The following is a 17,083-nucleotide window of genomic DNA, read 5'->3' as shown; positions in this document are numbered from 1 at the left end:
AGAAACCGAAGTTAAGTATGCATACAGTCGAAAAGATCGGCGGCACGTCCATGAGCCGCTTCCAGGAATTGATGGACACTATTCTGATCGGTAACCGTAGTGAAGATCAGCTGTATAACCGAATTTTTGTGGTGTCTGCATACGGCGGTATTACCAACCAGTTGCTGGAACACAAGAAAACCGGTGAGCCTGGCGTTTACGCACGCTTTGCCAATGCGGAGAGCGAAGAAGCCTGGGTTGAAGCGCTGAACAAGCTGCAGGTCAACATGCAGGAGATCAACGCGGAACTGTTTGGCGAGAGCGAATACGAGCTGACCGCAGCCAACAACTTCGTTGCCGAACGCCTGAACGATGTGCGCGATTGCATGAAGAGTCTGCACCACCTTTGCTCTTACGGCCACTTCCAGTTGGAAGAGCACCTGATGAAGGTGCGCGAGATGCTGGCCTCCATCGGTGAAGCCCACAGTGCTTACAACTCTGTACTGGCGCTGCGTAAAGCCGGTGTAAATGCACGTTTTGTTGACCTGACCGGCTGGCACATGGCAACCCCGCTGCCATTTGAAGAGATGGTTGCAAAGCAGTTCGACGGTATCGAGTTCGATAAAGAACTGGTAATTGCGACCGGTTACACCCACTGCGAAGAAGGTCTGATGAACACGTTCGACCGTGGTTACAGCGAAATGACCTTTAGTGCCATTGCGACGGTTACCGGTGCAGAGGAAGCGATTATCCACAAGGAATACCACCTGAGCTCTGCTGACCCAATGCTGGTAGGCCCGGACAACGTCGTAACCATTGGTCGCACCAACTACGATGTAGCGGATCAGCTGTCCAATCTGGGGATGGAGGCAATCCACCCGAAAGCGGCTAAAGGTTTGCGCCGTTGTGGTGTTCAGTTGCGTATCAAGAACGCATTCCAACCAGAAGACGAAGGTACCCTGATCAGCCAGGATTACCGTAGTGAAGTACCGCGTGTTGAAATTGTCGCGGGCCGCAAGGATGTTTTTGGTATCGAGATCTTCGACCAGGAGATGTTGGGGGATGCAGGTTATGACATTGAGATCTCCACGCTGCTGCGTCAGTTGAAACTGTATGTCGTGAACAAAGACGCGGATGCGAACAGTATCACCTACTACGTGGCTGGCTCTCTGAAGATGGTAAATCGCGCGACCCGTCTGATCGAAGACAAATACCCGGAAGGTGCGGTTCAGCTTCACAACCTGGCGATTGTTTCCGCAATCGGTTCACACATGAAGGTGAAAGGCATTCTGGCGCGTACCGTAACTGCACTGGCTGACGCTGGTATCAGCGTTCAGGCCTTACATCAGTCTATTCGCCAGGTAGAGATGCAGTGCATCGTCAACGAGGAAGATTACGAGCAGGCGATTATCGCGTTGCATCAGGCGCTGATTGAAAACGGCAACAACATGCACAACGCGGCCTGATCAGAGCTCCTAGAAAAAGGGCGGACCTGGGCATTACCAGCTCCGCCTTTTTTGTGCCCGCAATAAACAGAGCCGTTTCAGGCAAAGCGCAGTACTTTCTCAACCGGAAGCCGGCATTTCTGTGGCCAGTTGTTTTCCGCACCATGTCCTACGGTCACCAGCATCACCGGCAGTTCCTGGTCAGACAGCTCAAATGCCTGACGCAGTACTTGTTCATCAAAACCACTCATAGCGCCACTGGCCAGGCCCATCCCCTGTGCGCTGATCATCAAGGTCATTGCCGCCAGGGATGCGGAGCGGAACGCTTCATCCCGCTGTAACTGAGGGTTGTCCTGGTGCGATGCGGTGGCGGCATCGACCCAACTTGTTTGCACCTGGGGACTGATAATCTCTGCATCAACGGATGCCTGCAGTGCGTTAGCCAACGATTTGTGTGCATTGGTTGTGCCGCAAACGATAAAGGTTACCCCTGCATCCTTAACCTGCGGCTGACCGTAGGCCGCTTCGCACAAACGGGCTTTTGCCGCATCGGACATCACGGCAATAAAGCGCCAGTTTTGTAGGTTGTAGGCGGAGGGTGCCAGCGTGGCGCAGCGCACGAGTTCGATGACCTGGTCGTTTGTGACAGGCATGCCTGGCCGGTAACGGGTGGTGGAGGTACGGGCTTCAAGAATTGGTGTAACTGGATTGGCAGTGAAAGACATAAGCGTTCTCCTTGCTGTGAGGTGGATTAAGGTTTGCGAAATGCGTGCGTCGGTTGTTCTGGGCGCTGTGGTTGGGTTGCGCTCCACTGCACCAGAACCACGCTGATCAGCACGGTGACAAAGCCCAACAGCGCAATATCGGCAAGGCGCTCGCCGAGCAATAGCCAGCCTAGTACTGCAGCGCTGAGTGGGCTGAGTAGGGCGAGGGAAGACACGGCAACCGGCGGTAGGCTGCGCAACCCTCTGAACCACAGCACGTATGAAAGCACGGCGCCAATCAATGTCAGGTATGCGTATCCAAGTAACTGTTTTATGCCCAGCTCCGGAAGTGGTGGGTCTACCAGCATGGCCACTGGCAGCAGCATCAATCCGCCGATCAAGAGTTGCCAACCGGTATTAGCCATCAACGGTAAGTCGTTTTTCCAGCGTTGCGACAGGTAGGTGCCAGCAGCCATACAGGCGGCGCCAGCAATTGCGGCCAGTGCACCGACGGGATCAAGCAGGCTATCTGGCGATAGGAGCAGTGCTGCCATCCCGATCACGCCTATCACGCTGGCAAATACCGCTAAAGGGGTGGGGGCATGACGGTCGCATAACCAGACAAGCGCCATTACCAGCAACGGTTGTATGGCACCCAACACGGCAGCCAATCCACCGGGGAGTCGGTAGGCAGCGATAAACAACAGCGCCTGGAAGACACCAATATTCAGAGCTGACAGCACCGAGATGCGCCACCAATTAACCTGTCGCATATGGCGGGTGGTTAACAGGATCAGTATGAGTCCGGCAGGTAAGGTGCGGATCAGAGCGGCCGTAAAAGGGCGATCCGGTGGCAGTAATTCCGTTGTCACGATATAGGTCGATCCCCAGATAATGGGTGCCAGCGCGGTGAGCAGCATATTGTAGATCGTGGTGTAACCCATGAGTTGAGCTCCATAATATTTATCTTAACTTCAAGATAAATTGGAGTCTTGCAGGTGTTTATCTTAATATCAAGATAAATTTAGACGCATTGTGCGAACAGTGAGATGCATAAATGGATGAGAATCAGCGCCAAGACGCGGTAGACCTGATATTGAAGCAATGGACACGTGAACGTCCGGATCTGGATGTGACAGCGATGGGAACCGTTGGTCGCATGAAGCGTAGTGGTGCATTGCTGCAGCGACGACTGGAACAGGTATTTAACGAGTTCAATATGAGCGGTTGGGAGTTTGATGTGTTGGCGACACTCAGACGGTCGGGGCCGCCCTATTGCCTGGCACCTACGGTCCTGTTTTCCGCTTTGATGGTGACATCGGGCACTATGACCCACCGAATGCAGCGGTTGGAGTCAGCCGGCTTGGTGGAGCGGGTTGCCAATCCGGAGGATGCGCGCAGTAAATTAGTGCAACTTACAGCAGAGGGATTGATGCTGATCGATAAAGCAGTAGAGGCACACACCGCCAACATGACCTCTATGCTGGAGCCGTTGAGCAAGGATGAGCGGGATGCGCTGGATAAAGGCTTAAGCGCGTTGCTACGGGTGCTGGATGAGTAAGGTGTGAGAGGCTTTCTGAAAGCAAAAGAAAACCCCGGCAACCAGAAGTTGGCGGGGTTTCCCGGAAGATCTAACAGGGGCTATTACTTAGCCATGTTAGAAACTTCAGCCATAGCTGCTTCGCGAGCTTCAGTAGCGATTGCAGTGAATGCTTCGCCCTGGGCTTTCAGCAGTTCGAACAGAGCAGTGTTTGCTTCTACGTTGAACGTGATTACTTCTTCAGGAGTTTTCAGGCTTTTAGCTTTTTCCGCTTCGGATTTGAAGAAGTTAGTCAGCTCTTCGCCAGTTTTCTGCTGCTGAGCAACAGATTTGGAGATAGCGTTAGCCTGGATAGTCATCAGGGTTTTAACTGCTTCGAATGGCTTCTGGAAGTCTACTGGGTTAGTCATGATCGATGCTCCAATAATTTTGTTGCAGTGCAAAATTGAGTATGAGGCCATATTACTGGTGAAAAATCGTACAGTCAACACTTTTTTGTGCGGTGCACAAAAAATAATCTGAGTATTTTGCAGTGACTGGAATCGATGGTGTTATGAGGCTTAGAACGGAGAGGGGATAGTCTGGCAGGACGTAGTGTCCAGACATAAGAAAACCCCGGCGATATCCTATCGGCGGGGTTTCCAGGTACTAACCGACTGAGATTACTTAGTCAGGTTAGACACTTCAGTCATAGCAGCTTCACGAGCTTCAGTAGCAATCGCAGTGAACGCTTCGCCCTGAGCTTTCATCAGTTCGAACAGTGCTTTGTTTGCGTCCATGTTGTACTTGATTACGTCTTCTGGAGTTTTCAGCTCTTTAGCTTTTTCAGCTTCAGTTTTGAAGAACTCAGCCAGCTCTTCACCGGATTTTTTCTGCTGTTCAACAGATTTGGTGATAGCGTCAGCCTGGATGTTCATCAGGGTTTTAACTGCTTCGAAAGGCTTCTGGAAGTCTACAGGTGCGTTCATCTTTATCTTCTCCGTAAGTATGTTGCGATGCACAATTGGATTTTATTTTAGGTGAAAAATTGATCGAGTCAATATCTTTTTGTGCGTTGCACAATTCGGATCGTCAGACCGTAAACTGTTTTATGGCTGCGCACGAATGTAGTTAGTCTGGCGGCAGAATGTGACGAGGATATGTCGGCAAGGGGGCACTTTTATTGCAGTGCCCCCCGCCGGGGAGGATCAGCCAGTTGGTGTTAGCTGTTTTCCTCTTCCAGTGTGGCGCGAATCTGGTCGAGTACTTTGCTGGGCAGGCGCTTCAGCGTCAGTGTGCCGCTGGCTTCATCAAACTCGATATCCTTGCCGGATTGCGCAGGACCCAGAGCTTTCTTGGTGAAATCCAGTTGCCAGTTATCTGCCTTCGCCTTTAGCTTGGAGAAGCGATTGATTGTACTGGTGTGCGGCTGGAATTCGTGGCTGACGTTGTATGGTCCGCCGTTGGCGAACGTACCAAAGGTGCCTGCCATGGTTTCTGCCTGCTCCGGTGGAATGTAGGCATCAAACAGGTTTTCGATATCGTTCAGGTTGGCGGTCTGTTTTTCTGAGCGCTGACGCTCCAGGTAGCTCACCACGTCTTCGACGATCTCTTCCTTCTTTTCGCCCAGATCGTGTTGGCTGCAGAAATCCTTGGCTGCTTTGATCAACTCACCGGTAGATTTGCGCGACGGCGTTACGTCAGTGCAACCAAAGGCGGTAGAGAAGTAGTGGGTAATCTCGCCCTTTTGCTTACTGCCGATAAAGCTCAGGTAACTGTCTTTGCCCTGTTTGAAGGTGGTGATGTTGATGCGCGCGGCCTGGTGTAGCTGTTCCAGGTTAACCTCAATCACTTCAGTCGGTTGCAAGCTATCGTTCAGGGCAATGCTGCTGCGGTCACGCACCAGAGCGGCCAATAGATAGTCGGCACGGTCACTGCCGTAAACCGCAAAGATCACGTATCCACCGGTTGCCGAGCGAGCGGAAGGGGCCGCGATGGCCACAGCCAGCTGGGACATGCCGGCTTCTACCAGTTGCTCGAAGTTTTCAGGGGCTTCTTCATTGACCAGGAATTTTTCAAAAGAGGAGATAAACGGGTAACCCTCTTCGTTTTCCTGGTTGAAAGAGCCGTGGGTGAGGGAGGAACGGCGCTCGAAGGCGTTGAGCAGCGAATCAAACAGGTTTTGGATCATGCTGTTGTCGGTATCCATGATACCGCCCTTATCGCTGATCTTGGCAGTTTCTTCGTCGGCTTCTTTTAACAACTCACGAATGGCAAGGTGTTTGAGTTCCATCGTTTCTCCGGCAGGCTGGGTAAGGCAGATAAGAGAGCAATTCTAGCGCAATTTATCGAGTCACTGCGATACCTGATCAGGTGGCTTAACGTATAATGCCGTCTTTCGTTTTTTGCCTACAGGAAGCTTGCCGCTATGGCGCTGAAACCGACCATCTACAAAGTGGATCTGAACCTGGTCGATATGGACCGCAACAACTACCAGCAGTGCAAGCTGACGGTCGCGCTACACCCGTCGGAGACGCCCGAGCGGATGATGGTGCGTTTGCTGGTGTACGGGCTGAATCAGGATCAGGACCTGCAGTTCAGCCGCGGTCTTTCAGCCACCGATGAGCCGGACCTGTGGATTATCCGCCCGGACGGTAGTGTTGATCACTGGATAGAGGTAGGCCAGGCATCGGCAGACCGTATTCGCAAAGGGATCAGCCGGGCACCTGAGGTATCTCTGTACGCCTACGGCAGTGAAACCGATATCTGGTGGGAGAAGAACAAGGATAGCCTGCAGGCATTGCCGAAGCTGTCGATCTACCGTTTCAACTGGGGGGAGATCCAGGCGTTGACGCCGATGGTGATGCGTAATATGGAACTGACTCTGACCATCAGCGACGGCGACCTGTTTATTGCCGACGATCAACACCAGGTAAGCCTGAGCCTGCAAAAACTGTCTTAACGCAGGCAGTCGCCGTCGCAGCAACTATGCTTTGTGCATACGGATATGTTGCTGACGGGAGCGGCGATGCTATTAGGACTGCTGCAGGCACTGGGTGGCCTCGGGGTGTTTATTCTCGGCATGGTGATCATGGTCGATGGATTGCATTCGGGGGCAGGCGAGGGGCTGCAGCGGCTGCTGGCGCGTTCCACACGTAGTCCGCTTACCGGCGCAATCACCGGTGCGGCGTCCACCTCAATTCTGCAATCCTCCAGTGCCACGACCATCGCAGCGGTGGGTTTCGTGAGTGCGGGCTTGCTCTCCTTTCCCCAAGCCCTGGGAATCGTCTACGGTGCCAACCTTGGTACCACCGTCACCGGCTGGCTTGTAGTCTTTCTGGGATTCAAACTCAAACTGGGTACGTTGCTGTTGCCGCTTATCTTTCTGGGCGCCATGCTGCGTATCTTTGCCCGTGGACGATTGTCAGATCTGGGATACGCGCTGGCAGGGTTTGGTCTTATCTTTCTGGGTATCGGTCAGATGCAGCTTGGCATGCAGGATTTTGGCGATGTGCTGACCCCCGATGCCTTTCCTGACGACAGTTTCACCGGTCGCCTGCAGCTGATCGGATTGGGGATCGCCATCACGCTGATTACCCAATCCTCAAGTGCCGGTGTGGCCACCATGTTAACGCTGTTGTATGCCGGGAGCGTCAACTTTGCTCAGGCGGCGGCCGTGGTGATCGGAATGGATCTGGCCACATCCGTTAAGGCGCTAATCGTCACTCTGGGGGGGGGGGGCGGGCAGAAGCTCGCCGCACGGGGGTGTCCCACTTGGTGTTTAATCTGGCCACCGTGGTGATTGCGTTGCTGATGCTGGAGCCCTTTATCCATGTCTGGGAGCATGTGGCTGGACAGAACATTGAGCAGTCGGCAGAAATCGCACTGGTAGCCTTCCACTCGGCGTTTAACTTGGCTGCTGTGGTGGTGATGTTGCCATTTGTGCACCTGTTTGCACGTTTCATCGAGTATCTGGTGCCTGATCGTACTGAAACACCCGCCTTGCGGCTTGATCCGTTGTTGCTGCGTGAACCTTCTATAGCTCTGCACGCAGCCCTGCCTCAGCTCAAGCAGCAACGTGATCTGGTGTGTGAGCAGCTCGCGTTATTACTGCGGGGTGAGCGAGCTGACCGGCGAAGGTTGGTAGAGCTGCAGCATAATCTGGATCACCTGCACAAATTTCTTGACGCAATAGACCTTAAACCCGATCAGGCACGCCTGTGGCATACATTGACGTCAATGATGCATGGTATGGACCACCTGCAACGCCTGCACGAACGCTGTGACGAAGAGCCAGAGCGGGGTATCACCGCGTGCACAATGAAATTGCTGCGCTCACCACTGGTGTCTTTGCGTCAGTATCTACAGGCTGCCCATCCTGATCCTGCGGTGCTGGAGGCTGAATACTATCGGCTGGAGCACCATCGGACGCGCATCCGGCAAGCGGTGATTGCCGATATGGTCAGTGGTGATCTGGAAGTAGAGAAGGGCACGGATCAACTGGAAGCGCTGCGATGGCTGGTGCGGGTCAGCAAACATCTGTCCCGCATCGATTCCCATCTGCAGGATGCCATGCAGCAGGATGGCAAACTACCTAGTAATTAACCTTGCCGCGCAGTGCTTTGGTTTGGCCACGCTGGGTTTTCCTATCCATACGTTTGCGCTGGGATGAACGGGTAGGCTTGGTGGCACGGCGGCTCTTCTGGACAGAGGTTGCCTGCGTGATCAGCATAACCAGGCGTGCGAGTGCGGCTTCGCGGTTAAGTTCCTGGCTACGGTGTTCCTGAGATTTGAGCACAATGACACCGTCGTTGCTGATACGGCTATCACTGAGGGCGAGTAGGCGTTCTTTGTAAAATTCGGGCAAGGACGATGCCCGGATATCGAACCGGAGGTGGATAGCGCTGGAAACCTTGTTTACGTTCTGGCCACCAGCACCTTGTGCACGAATCGCACGTAGCTCAATCTCCTCATCCGGGATAGAGACGTTGTTGGATATCTTTAGCATCCCGATACTCTATGCGATCAGACGGATCGGGGTAAAGTATTTCAGTCTTCGTCGTCGAACACTTCACGCAATGCTTTTTGCAGTTCTCGTTCTTCCTGCATCATCTCTATGCGGCGTCGCTTGCTCGGATTGATACCGGAGGACTTGTAGATAACGCTGGATTCTTCTTCGGCGGAGTCATACTCTCCATCCGCCAGCCATTCCTCTTCGACCGAATCAGATGTCTGGTCGTGTCGCGGGTTTCTAGCCATGATCACCACCCCGTTTGATTATCGAGTATGTGCTGAGTATGGCCCAAATTACGGAAAAATGAACAGAGAAATTCTGGGCGGGAATCGTCCAACTGGATGAGAAATTTTCAGATAGAGAGGCGTGCTACGTTTGATAATTGAACTATTGTTCATTTAATAATCAAAACTATTGTCAAGGTGGCGGTTTAAACGAATCCCTGTATGGGAGATCTACGACACCATTTCGCGGCTTCTAAGCCCGTCTGGATGGCGGTGTTGCCGCGCAACAGGTGTCTTTTCAAAGCGCGGTATGGGCGTGTTCCGTACCGCGTTTTTTAATGCACGCCATTTGCAGCGGCTAACTATGATCAATATCAAAGGGTTCTAATTTTGCACCTGCGAAATTTAGACGATGGTAGTAGAATCAACCACCGTAATATATCCCTGCTATAACGTCATTAGATTTGTTGCACGCTTCGAGGTCCCACTTGAGTACCAAGTATCTCAAACGCTTTTTTAAACCTACCTCCATCGCTGTATTCGGTGCGTCCGAAAAAGAGAACAGCATGGGAGGTGCAGTGTTGCAAAACCTGTTGGAAGGTGGCTATCAGGGAGAGTTGATGGCCGTTAACTCACAAGGCTACGACAAGGTATTTGGTGTGCCTTGTGTGAAAAACGTCGGTGATCTGCCCCAGATGCCTGATCTGGCGATTATCTGTTCTCCACCGGAGACGGTACCGGGCATCATCCGCAAGCTGGGCGCCAACATGGTGAAGGCCGCGGTGATTCTGACCGGCGGGCTTTCCAGTTTGAATGCGGAAACCAAGCGCACGTTACATGACGAGGTGCGAGAAGCGGCACGCCCGTACGGTATCCGTATCCTGGGACCTGATTGTATGGGCATGCTGGTGCCGGGGAACAAGATGAACGCCAGCTACTCCCACGTGAATATCCAGAAGGGCAAGGTGGCGTACGTTGGGCAGTCGGGACTGCTAGGGACCGCCATGATTGACTGGGCCAACGGTCACGATATCGGTTTTTCCCACTTCCTGACCCTGGGGGACGGTGTTGACGTGGATCTGCCATCGGTAGTGGATTATCTGGCCAAGGATCCTTTTACCCAGTCGATCCTTCTGCAGATTGACAGCGTAAAAGGCTCGTCCCGTAACTTCCTCTCTGCGATCCGTTCTGCATCCCGGAATAAGCTGGTACTGGTGCTGAAATCTGACGTGATTTGTAACCAGCAGGTGCAGAGTGATGTGGCACCGGGCCTGGATGACGAAGACCAGGTGTATGACGCAGCCTTGCGTCGTGCCGGTGCTGTGCGGGTTGATACCTCGGATGAGCTGTTTAATGCGCTGGAAACGCTGTCACGCATGAAACCGATGCGTGGCGAGCGTGTGGCCATTGTGTCCAACGGGTCCGGGCTGATCTCCCTGGCGACCGATCGTCTGCTGAAAAAAGGTGGTCAGCTGAGTGATCTGACGGAACAGACCATTGAGCAGTTGCGGGCGCATATGCCGGGTCATTGGGATGGCCTCAATCCGGTGGATCTGCACGCCGATGCAACGCCGGAACGCTTTGCAGAAACAATTCGAATTCTGTCCAAAGATAAAAACGTCGACGGCATCATGGTGCTGCATGCGCCTACACGGCTTGCATCGGGCGTGGAAACGGCCGACGAAGTGGTAAAGGTGGCGCGGAAAACCCCGCGTAATGTGCTGACCTGCTGGATGGGGCGTGCGACGGCGATTGAATCTCGCAACCACTTTACCAGCGCGGGCATTCCGACCTTTATCTCGCCGGAAGAGAGCGTAGACGCGTTTATGCACATGGTGGATTACCACCGTAACCAAGATGTCATGCGCCAGACCCCGATGCCGTATACCGAGCAGAATGGACCGAACCACGTGCGGGCACGGGAGTTGGTGCACGCTGCGCTGGATGAGAAGCGTGATTACCTGACTCACCCGGAAGTGGGTGACCTGCTGGATCTGTACGACGTGCCGACCATCAACACCGCGTACGCTGATGACATTAACGGCGTGGTGGAGATCGCCAAGAACCTGGGCGGATCTGTCGCCGTAAAGGCGCTGCACAAAGACAACGTCTATCCGTTTTTCTATGATGAAAAGTCTAACCAGCGTTGGAAAGATCTGGCACTGGATCTGTACTCCATCAGCGAAGTGAAGCATGCGGTGACCAAGCTGGCCTACCGTGTGGGTGAGCGCTATGAAGATCAGGAATGTATGGGCTTCTGCGTACAGCAGATGAAGCGAGGCTTCCAGTCCCTGCAGATAAACGTGGGTATTACGCGTGACCCAACCTTCGGCCCGATGATTATCTTCGGTGTGGGTGGTTACGCAGTGGACGTGCAGGCGGACCGACAGGTTATGCTGCCGCCACTGAACACGGCGTTGGCAAAAGAGCTGGTGAAGCGCTCCCGCGTATACAGTGTTATCCAGGCCAACAGCTACCAGCCGGAGCGTGATCTGGAGCAGCTGTGCGAGCTGTTGATCAAGCTGTCCGAGATGGTGGTCGACCTGCCGAACCTGGCATGCCTGGAGATCAATCCACTGCTTCTGAACAAACGCGGTCTGCTGGTAGTAGATGCAACCGTATCTCTGGGTGAGGCGGTGGAACCGGCGATCTCGCCGTACCCGGAACATCTGAGCGAAGATATCACCCTGCGACGCTCCAAGCGTGCCGCTGAGATCCGTCCGATTCGTGGTGAAGATGAGCCGAACCACCTGGCTTTCTACAACACGCTAAGCCCGGAATCGATCCGCATGCGCTACTTCTACAGCCGCGGTGTGCCTACTCATCAAGAGCTGGCAACCTGGACCCAGATCGACTACGACCGCGAGATGGCCTTTATCATCTCTGCACCGAAGCTGGAAGGAAAGGGCTCCGAGACTTTGGGTGTCGTGCGTGCCGTGACTGATGCGGACAATATTCGCAGCGAGTTCTCAATCGTGATCCGTGATGATCTGCAGGGCGAAGGCCTGGGTGAGATGCTGATGCAGAAGGTAATCGACTACTGTCGTGATCGCGGAACGCTCGAGATTATCGGCTCGACTCTGCCGTCAAATAAAGGGATGCAGGGGCTGGCGAAAAAGCTGGGTTTCCGCAACAGCTTTAATGCGGAAGAGGAGGTGGTGGACATGAAGATGATGCTGAATGACCCGGTCGAAGACTGGCAGATATACAGGCTCCAGCACTAAGTGGATTAAAACTTTGTTTAAATTCCAGCAACCTCAAAATTAGCTGCTACACTGAATACAGGTTTCGTTTTAGCTGTTTATTTGTACTCTGGATTAGCAAGACGCAATACGCAGGTTAGGACATCTTCTCCGTAGCAGGTAAGTAAGCATTTGGGCCGCTCCTTGGGAGCGGCTTTTTTATGTATCGAATTTGACGTCCAACGCATTGCATAACGGGCTATGCATTGGCAGTTAAGCTATGCAGTGCTAGCATTCCGCCTCTGTTTTTCGGACCTTACTTGCCAGCAGGAACAATGGCTACCTCTCTTAATCAAACCGTATTCAAGGCAACTGTGCCGGTGATGTTCGGATACATCCCGCTTGGTATGGCCTTCGGCGTACTCTTCAGTGAGCTGGGCTACCACTGGTTATTTGCCAGTGCGATGGGCATCTTTATCTTTGCGGGTGCGGCGCAGTTTCTCGCAGTGGGCTTGCTTGCCAACCAGGCCGGCTTGCTGGAGATCTTTATCACCACCTTTCTGCTCAATTCCCGCCATGTGTTTTACGGCATCTCGCTGATCAGTAGCATGAAAGCCAAAGGCTGGCGACGTTTCTATCTGATCTTTGGTCTCACCGACGAAACCTTTTCGCTGCTCACCTCAACCCAGCCGCCGGAAGGTACTGATCGCACCGATTATCAACTGAGGGTGACCTTCTTTAATCAAAGCTATTGGGTGCTGGGATGTACTCTGGGTGGTTGGCTGGGGTCGCAGATCAGCTTTTCGACCGCCGGTATCGAGTTTGTGTTGCCCGCGTTGTTCATGGTACTGGCGATCGAACAGTTCCGTCACCTGCGACGTGCGATGCCGTTTGTGATGGCACTGGTGATTGGGTTGCTGGTGTTGTTGCTTATCAGTCGTGATCAGATGTTGCTGATCTCCATTATGATCTCGGTGGCGGTGTTGCTGCTGTATAGAGGAGGGGAGCGATGGAATCCGTACCGTACCTGATCGCGGTCATTGCCGTGATGACGGCTGCGACCTTCCTGACGCGGGTGTTGCCCTTTGTGGTGCTATACAAGGTGGCAGATCATCCGTTGTTGCGCTACCTCGGTCGTTTTCTGCCGCCGGTGATGATGGTGTTGTTGCTGATCTACTCGTTTAAAAACGAAGACCTGTTTAGCAACGATTTCCTGCCGGAACTGGCGGGCTTGTTCGCGGTACTTGTTCTGCACCTGTCGATGCGTAATGCATTGGTAAGTATCCTGGGGGGAACCGGGTGTTATATGGCGCTGATTCAGCTGGGGGGATTTGCCTGAATCCTTGCTGTTGGTGCAGCAACAGCAGGGATTCAACGTGGCGGTGGGTCCGGTTTTAATTAAACAGACGGGCAGAACATCTCGTGCAGGGTATGGATAATACGCTGCGCAGTATCGCCCTCCAGTGAATAGTAGATGGTCTGGGACTCCCGGCGGGTTGTCACAAGGCCATCTTTGCGCAGAACCGCCAGATGCTGAGACAGCGCAGACTGACTCAGGTCCAGGCACGCGTTCAACTCAGATACGGATAATTCTTTGCCGTCGAGATAACACAAAATCAGAAGGCGGCTTTCATTCCCCAGAGCTTTCATAAGTTTCGCCGCTTTGCTGGCGTTCTCTTTCATCATCTCTAGCGTCGCCGGATCCATCGGCGGCAGAGCAGCTTGGTTCATTTCGTTCAATCTATCACCTAAGGTTTGTAGGTTTATTATTATTGCTGCAAATTTTACTGAATGTGCCCTTCTATCTCAATTTTCTAATATACCATTTTCTAATGCTGGTTAGACCAATGTTGCACATGGTTAGAAGCTTTCGTTGAAAGTGGACACTCATTGATACCCGGTTGTTACCGGTCAAAGTGGACAGAATGTGGACGCTTGTGTCACCAAAATTCAGTGTCCATATCCAATACCACTTTATAATTGATGCACCCTATCAAAGTGAACTCGTACGATATTTAAATCATAGTTCATGTTGATTGAACGGATATCTACCGGGTCGTTACGAAGTACCATTTGGCCTTGATGAAAGTCGAGATTGAGACAAGAGAAAATGTAATCTCTGATGTGCCTAATCTCCCGCAAATGTTTCAGTTCACCTAGCTCTCTAGCCGTAATGCGTTCATCTGGGGGATTGAAATGAGCGTCGTTCACACAAAAGCGCAATAAGCAAAGTAGCCTTCCCAGTGGCACTCCTTGAAACGGGGTATGAAAAACCTGACCATCAAGCAAAGATTCTTCAAAATACCTATCCAGCTTAACTGCTTTTCCAATCAAGGATCTATCTAATGGTAACGGGATCGGAGCACCCGACTCGCTTTTGGTTGATACGCCGGTCAACTCGATTGGAGATATCGAAACTAATGTTTCCTCATATCTACTTATAAGGGCCTCACGGTGAATACTATATACGCGCTGATGCTTTGGGTTCGTTATGAACTGCTCAAGCTGAGTAACCTCGCCTAAGAGCAATCCCGCAGAGATTATTGACTCACTATTCCCGTTTCTATCTACAAGCAATTTCATTGCTTTTTCGGCGGCTTCTTGGCATTGCTCCATATAGTATTTTGAGTCTAGTTCTTCGTCGTGCCGTTCTTCACGTAATCTTTGGTGTTTGTATACAGACAGGGCTGTGAATGCAGCTAATGCGGTTGCTATTGCTCCTAAGGCAGTAGCACCGCTAGATAAGATATCCCAAAACCCAATGTCAAATGTTGCAGGAAAAAGGACATGCAGCGCTGAAAGCACTACTGCCGAAAAGACAAACAAAGAAATTGAGCCCAAGCCCAAGACTGCAAGACGCAAACGTTCCATTTAGACCTCTAATCATCCCTAATCGATTTTGTGACGTTGCAATCGTAACTTAAGCTGCTTTACCTATCATCCTTCGCTCTAACAACCGGTCTCGCCAGTTGTCGAAGAACTCACTCTTTGAAATACCTTTCTGCTGTATGTAGCCAAGTACGTCGTCCCAGATACCGGTGTTCTTCAAAAACTTCCAGCTAGCTTGAGCGCTGTAGCCATGACGGGCGTGGATGGAGAGGATGTTTCCCAGTGCCAGGGCAACGTTACGGGCGTTATCGATTCCAGGTTCTTTGTAGACCCGTTTGTAGATCACATCTTGATGATGCTGGTTGAAGTTGGCGTCCTTCATGAACAGTGTCCATTCAGGGGCATAGAACTTGCCTCTTGGTAGTTGAAACTGGGATAGGGCGTATTCCCAAAGAGCGGAGAGGTGACCGAATGCGTCCGCATAAGATTTCATGTACAGGTCTTTAACGCTGGTATCTGGCAGTGACTGAAACCCATCGTGGAACTGGTTGAGGACTTGGTGACTAAAGCGCATTTCTAACCGCCACACTTCGCCACCTTCAGGATCGAAGGACATATGTGCAGGGTGGAACGCACCAGAGAATTCCCCGGACCATGCTGCGTGCATGAACTCGCGCTTATCGGACCTGATGATCTCTTTGCTTTTGTTGTAGTGACAGAGCTGTAGTGCGGTGACTGAACCAAATGTGTAGGTTTCGCCTTTACCGTAGGTGACGGAAGCGGAGGCGAGGTCTATTTCAGCACGGTCTATACCATCGTGAGTAAATTGGCGACTAGAGCGGCACACCAGACGCTTATCGAAGTCTTGAGCTGGGGTGTATCCCTGAACATCTACCGCAAGGTGAAGAGCCACACCGCCATAACACATGTCACCATCGAGTAGGGTACGGGCGATCCCGTCCATAGCGTCTTGTACGTCAGTTGGTTCTGTAGTGAGTAACAGCTTGGGAGAGCATTCGATCTTTACGTGTGTGCCAGTGAAGTTCTCTTTGGCGTAGTGCGATTTTACGAAGATGATCAAGCCTTCGTCGTTGTTCTGTAGGCGGAACTTAAAGCCAGAACTGCCACCTGGACGAACTACAAAGTCATAGCCGTGTATGTGGACGATACGGGTTTCTAAACGAGCTGCTTCATAGTCTGATTCCAGTTTCGCGTACCATTCTGGATCGATGGTGCCCCGGTAGAGTTGTCTTACGGTGTCCACTGAAGACATCAGAACGTGAATATTACTGAGGTTTTCTGCGAACTCAGGGCAGGCAAAGTATTTTCCTTGAGGGTGTTCTTCAAATAGCCAGCTATCGAAGCGTTCTGCGTGTGTTAGTTTCATATCTCACCTTATAAAACCGGGTCGTAATGGGGTGCTAACTGGTACTTTTACTGTTGTTTTCGTCACGTGTTACAGGGAACGTGACCAGGGTGCCGCCCTGCGCCGCCTGCGCCTCGCATAGCGTCGTTACCAGCGGCGCAGGGCGGCTCTAGTCGCTTTTATATGGCTTGTTGCTCCGTTTCTGTGATGATGCGTCCCGCCTGCTCAGAAAGGCTCAGAAGCTCTTCAGGGGCGTTAGTTGCCAATGTGAGCATGAGGCGAAGCTTGTCATTCTCTGCCTGGACCCTTCGCAGTCGGACAGGAAGCAGGTCGATCAGTAGACGTAGGAGCTGATTGATTACGGGCAATGCGCACAGAGCAAAAAGCACTGTGAGGGATATGTCTGTGATTAAGATTTGGTTGATGAGGCTGACGACTTGTTCTTCTGTGTATGCCATTGGTGGTTCTCCGTTGCGTTGTTGATGCTTGGTTACTTGGGCGTCTTAACGTACCCCCGCCGGTAACGACCCGGCCGGTTCAAACCTGATTCCCGACCCCAATCCGAGACGGTTCGAAGCATTAGCCGGGACTACTGACGCGATATAGCGCCGACAAGTCGGCGGTCTTTGCAACCTCATTGGGGCGCTGCCCCAGCCGGGCGGCTTCCCCGCAAGGGGTGAAGTCACCCCTTGACCGACTATGGCTTTGGTTGGGCAGTGATCCTGAACCGTGTCGCCGATAACCCGCTTACCGAGAAAGTAAACGCCAAGCCCTTCGGGGTGGCCGGACCGCTCCAACTCCATGCAAGCCGACAACAACGG

General features: G+C 52.4%; 19 protein-coding genes. 8 read left to right on the top strand and 11 right to left on the bottom strand.

The genetic code is table 11. The features are described 5' to 3' along the window. The first annotated feature begins 17 nt into the window (after positions 1-17). Complete coding sequence (locus tag QKW35_RS20070) at positions 18-1,445, top strand: aspartate kinase (RefSeq protein ID WP_282355993.1); 1,428 nt, start codon at positions 18-20, stop codon at positions 1,443-1,445. 77 nt (positions 1,446-1,522) lie between these two features. Here QKW35_RS20070 and QKW35_RS20065 read toward each other — a convergent pair whose 3' ends face one another. Further along, complete coding sequence (locus tag QKW35_RS20065) at positions 1,523-2,149, bottom strand: nitroreductase family protein (RefSeq protein ID WP_282355991.1); 627 nt, start codon at positions 2,147-2,149, stop codon at positions 1,523-1,525. Between the two features lie 26 nt (positions 2,150-2,175). Then, positions 2,176-3,072 (bottom strand): EamA family transporter, encoded by an 897-nt coding sequence (locus QKW35_RS20060; RefSeq protein ID WP_282355989.1) that lies wholly within the window; start codon positions 3,070-3,072, stop codon positions 2,176-2,178. Between the two features lie 113 nt (positions 3,073-3,185). On the opposite strand from QKW35_RS20060, the gene QKW35_RS20055 reads away from it, so the two are divergent. Beyond that, positions 3,186-3,689, top strand: a complete 504-nt coding sequence (locus tag QKW35_RS20055) for a MarR family winged helix-turn-helix transcriptional regulator (protein ID WP_282355987.1) — start codon at positions 3,186-3,188, stop codon at positions 3,687-3,689. Positions 3,690-3,772: 83 nt separating this feature from the next. Here the strand turns inward: QKW35_RS20055 and QKW35_RS20050 are convergent, their stop codons facing one another. From QKW35_RS20050 to QKW35_RS20040, 3 genes are all read right to left on the bottom strand, one after another. Next, positions 3,773-4,078 carry a hypothetical protein gene (locus QKW35_RS20050; RefSeq protein WP_282355985.1) on the bottom strand — a complete coding sequence of 102 codons (306 nt, stop codon included), beginning with the start codon at positions 4,076-4,078 and terminating at the stop codon, positions 3,773-3,775. 252 nt (positions 4,079-4,330) lie between these two features. After that, positions 4,331-4,636, bottom strand: a complete 306-nt coding sequence (locus tag QKW35_RS20045) for a hypothetical protein (protein ID WP_282355982.1) — start codon at positions 4,634-4,636, stop codon at positions 4,331-4,333. Between the two features lie 233 nt (positions 4,637-4,869). Further along, a complete protein-coding gene (locus QKW35_RS20040) occupies positions 4,870-5,940 on the bottom strand; it encodes a nucleoid-associated protein (protein WP_282355981.1) in 1,071 nt (356 codons plus the stop codon). A gap of 135 nt (positions 5,941-6,075) precedes the next feature. Here QKW35_RS20040 and QKW35_RS20035 point away from each other — a divergent pair, with 135 nt between their 5' ends. From QKW35_RS20035 to QKW35_RS20025, 3 genes are all read left to right on the top strand, one after another. After that, the gene (locus tag QKW35_RS20035; protein ID WP_282355980.1) at positions 6,076-6,609 is read left to right on the top strand and encodes a YaeQ family protein; all 534 of its coding nucleotides are present in this window, start codon (positions 6,076-6,078) and stop codon (positions 6,607-6,609) included. A gap of 66 nt (positions 6,610-6,675) precedes the next feature. Continuing rightward, the gene (locus QKW35_RS20030; protein ID WP_282355978.1) at positions 6,676-7,449 is read left to right on the top strand and encodes a Na/Pi cotransporter family protein; all 774 of its coding nucleotides are present in this window, start codon (positions 6,676-6,678) and stop codon (positions 7,447-7,449) included. Continuing rightward, a complete protein-coding gene (locus QKW35_RS20025) occupies positions 7,425-8,252 on the top strand; it encodes a Na/Pi cotransporter family protein (RefSeq protein WP_282355977.1) in 828 nt (275 codons plus the stop codon). Before QKW35_RS20030 ends, QKW35_RS20025 begins: the two co-directional genes overlap by 25 nt. Here the strand turns inward: QKW35_RS20025 and arfB are convergent. Together arfB and QKW35_RS20015 are read right to left on the bottom strand one after the other, a co-directional pair. Continuing rightward, positions 8,242-8,655 carry an alternative ribosome rescue aminoacyl-tRNA hydrolase ArfB gene (arfB, locus tag QKW35_RS20020; RefSeq protein ID WP_282355976.1) on the bottom strand — a complete coding sequence of 138 codons (414 nt, stop codon included), beginning with the start codon at positions 8,653-8,655 and terminating at the stop codon, positions 8,242-8,244. The genes QKW35_RS20025 and arfB overlap by 11 nt on opposite strands. 41 nt (positions 8,656-8,696) lie before the next feature. After that, positions 8,697-8,906, bottom strand: a complete 210-nt coding sequence (locus QKW35_RS20015; protein ID WP_282355975.1) for a PA3496 family putative envelope integrity protein — start codon at positions 8,904-8,906, stop codon at positions 8,697-8,699. A gap of 467 nt (positions 8,907-9,373) precedes the next feature. Here QKW35_RS20015 and QKW35_RS20010 point away from each other — a divergent pair, with 467 nt between their 5' ends. From QKW35_RS20010 to QKW35_RS20000, 3 genes are all read left to right on the top strand, one after another. Beyond that, positions 9,374-12,109 (top strand): bifunctional acetate--CoA ligase family protein/GNAT family N-acetyltransferase, encoded by a 2,736-nt coding sequence (locus QKW35_RS20010; RefSeq protein ID WP_282355974.1) that lies wholly within the window; start codon positions 9,374-9,376, stop codon positions 12,107-12,109. A 293-nt stretch (positions 12,110-12,402) separates the two neighbouring features. Next, entirely contained in the window at positions 12,403-13,098 is a 696-nt protein-coding gene (locus tag QKW35_RS20005) for an AzlC family ABC transporter permease (RefSeq protein ID WP_282355973.1), read from the top strand. Then, positions 13,077-13,406, top strand: a complete 330-nt coding sequence (locus tag QKW35_RS20000) for a branched-chain amino acid transporter permease (RefSeq protein ID WP_282355971.1) — start codon at positions 13,077-13,079, stop codon at positions 13,404-13,406. Before QKW35_RS20005 ends, QKW35_RS20000 begins: the two co-directional genes overlap by 22 nt. Positions 13,407-13,465: 59 nt before the next feature. Here the strand turns inward: QKW35_RS20000 and QKW35_RS19995 are convergent, their stop codons facing one another. The 4 genes from QKW35_RS19995 to QKW35_RS19980 form a co-directional block, all read right to left on the bottom strand. After that, positions 13,466-13,798 (bottom strand): ArsR/SmtB family transcription factor, encoded by a 333-nt coding sequence (locus QKW35_RS19995; RefSeq protein WP_425608015.1) that lies wholly within the window; start codon positions 13,796-13,798, stop codon positions 13,466-13,468. A gap of 243 nt (positions 13,799-14,041) precedes the next feature. Further along, on the bottom strand, positions 14,042-14,938 hold the full coding sequence (locus tag QKW35_RS19990; protein ID WP_282355969.1) for a hypothetical protein: 897 nt from the start codon (positions 14,936-14,938) through the stop codon (positions 14,042-14,044). A 49-nt stretch (positions 14,939-14,987) separates the two neighbouring features. Then, positions 14,988-16,283, bottom strand: a complete 1,296-nt coding sequence (locus tag QKW35_RS19985; RefSeq protein WP_282355968.1) for a hypothetical protein — start codon at positions 16,281-16,283, stop codon at positions 14,988-14,990. Between the two features lie 158 nt (positions 16,284-16,441). Continuing rightward, positions 16,442-16,720, bottom strand: a complete 279-nt coding sequence (locus QKW35_RS19980; protein ID WP_282355967.1) for a hypothetical protein — start codon at positions 16,718-16,720, stop codon at positions 16,442-16,444. Between the last annotated feature and the right edge of the window lie 363 nt (positions 16,721-17,083).

The sequence above is a fragment of the Pontibacterium granulatum genome (genome assembly GCF_029961155.1).
Taxonomy (GTDB): Bacteria; Pseudomonadota; Gammaproteobacteria; order Pseudomonadales; family Balneatricaceae; genus Pontibacterium; species Pontibacterium granulatum.
This window is presented reverse-complemented; position numbering and strand designations above follow the sequence as displayed.